Source organism: Segeticoccus rhizosphaerae, from assembly GCF_009192725.1.
GTDB classification, from domain to species: domain Bacteria; phylum Actinomycetota; class Actinomycetes; order Actinomycetales; family Dermatophilaceae; genus Segeticoccus; species Segeticoccus rhizosphaerae.
This window is the reverse complement of sequence record NZ_VOHR01000603.1, coordinates 1-1,059: the sequence shown is the minus strand read 5'-3', so window position 1 is coordinate 1,059 and position 1,059 is coordinate 1. Positions and strand designations below refer to the sequence as shown.

Annotated in this window: 2 protein-coding genes; both read right to left on the bottom strand. The window is 72.2% G+C overall.

Annotated features, from left to right (window positions below):
• Window positions 1-82: 82 nt before the first annotated feature.
• On the bottom strand, window positions 83-853 hold the full coding sequence (locus FRW57_RS21985) for a cyclase family protein (RefSeq protein ID WP_137120448.1): 771 nt from the start codon (window positions 851-853) through the stop codon (window positions 83-85).
• 1 nt (window position 854) lies between these two features.
• The coding region (locus FRW57_RS21980) for a hypothetical protein (RefSeq protein ID WP_152187080.1) at window positions 855-1,059 on the bottom strand (205 nt) is incomplete at its 5' end.

Below are 1,059 nucleotides of genomic sequence, written 5' to 3'. Positions count from 1 at the left end.
CCCCACCGCCTGCGCGACGTTCACCGGGCCCCCTCCGGCGCCTGCCGAGGCCGGCCGGCGGCCGTCGAGACCGACCCGTGCCTCATCGCTCGACCAGAGCCAGCACCCGCGCAGGAGAGCCGGATCCGGTCACGATGGGCAGCGGTCCGGCGATCACCACGGCACCCGTGGCCGGCAGCGACGCGAGGTTCTGCAGCTGGGTCAGACCGTACTTGTCGCTGCCCATCAAGTAGGAGTGGCAGGGGAAGGCGGGGTCGAACGAGTGGGCCGCCCCCGCGTCCGTGCCGACGGTCTCGACCCCCATGCCCAGCACCGGCGACTCCTGCGCCACCCAGCGAGCGCATTCCGCCGAGAGGCCGGGGCTGTGCGGACCGGTCTCGTTGGCGTTGATCGCCGACTCCTGCGTGGTCCGCGCGTCCCACCCGGTCCGCACCAGCAGCCAGCCGCCATCGGGCAGCGGCCCGTGCTCCGCCTCCCAGGCCTTGATGTCATCGATCTCGACCAGGAAGTCCGGGTCAGCGGCGACGCGGTCGCTGAAGTCCAGCACCACGGCGGGCGCGATCAGCTTGCCGACGGGCACCGACGCGATGTCTGCGCCGTCCTTGCCGGTCACCCAGTGGTTGGGGGCGTCGAAGTGGGTGCCGGTGTGCTCGCCGGTGTGGAAGTTGTTCCAGTACCACGCGGGCCCCCGGTCGTCATACCGGCTGATCTCCTCGAGCTGGAACTGCTGGGTCTGGCCGAACTCCGGTGGCAGCTCGAGGATCGGGGTGGCTTCCGACAGGGGAGCGGTGAGGTCGATGACGCTGATCGCGCCGCTGGCGAGGGCCGCGGCGAAGTCGGACAGGGCGGACATGTCACTCCTTGGGTTCGGGTCGCCACCGGGCATGGCGCGTTGCGTGCCCGCCCTCGCGGATGAGGGTGAGCCGGGGCTTGGGTCCGTCGCTACGGCCGGTCTGCGGCTTGCGGCGGCCGGCCCGCCACGGCAGCGGCCAGACCGCGCCGGGCCCGTCGTAGTCCTGCTCGACCGCGGCGTGCAGCGTCCAGTTGGGGTCGTAGAGG

Bases quoted from the DNA above. Each gene is read 5' to 3' on its own strand.
- FRW57_RS21985 (WP_137120448.1), bottom strand. From the start codon at position 853: ATGTCCGCCCTGTCCGACTTCGCCGCGGCCCTCGCCAGCGGCGCGATC.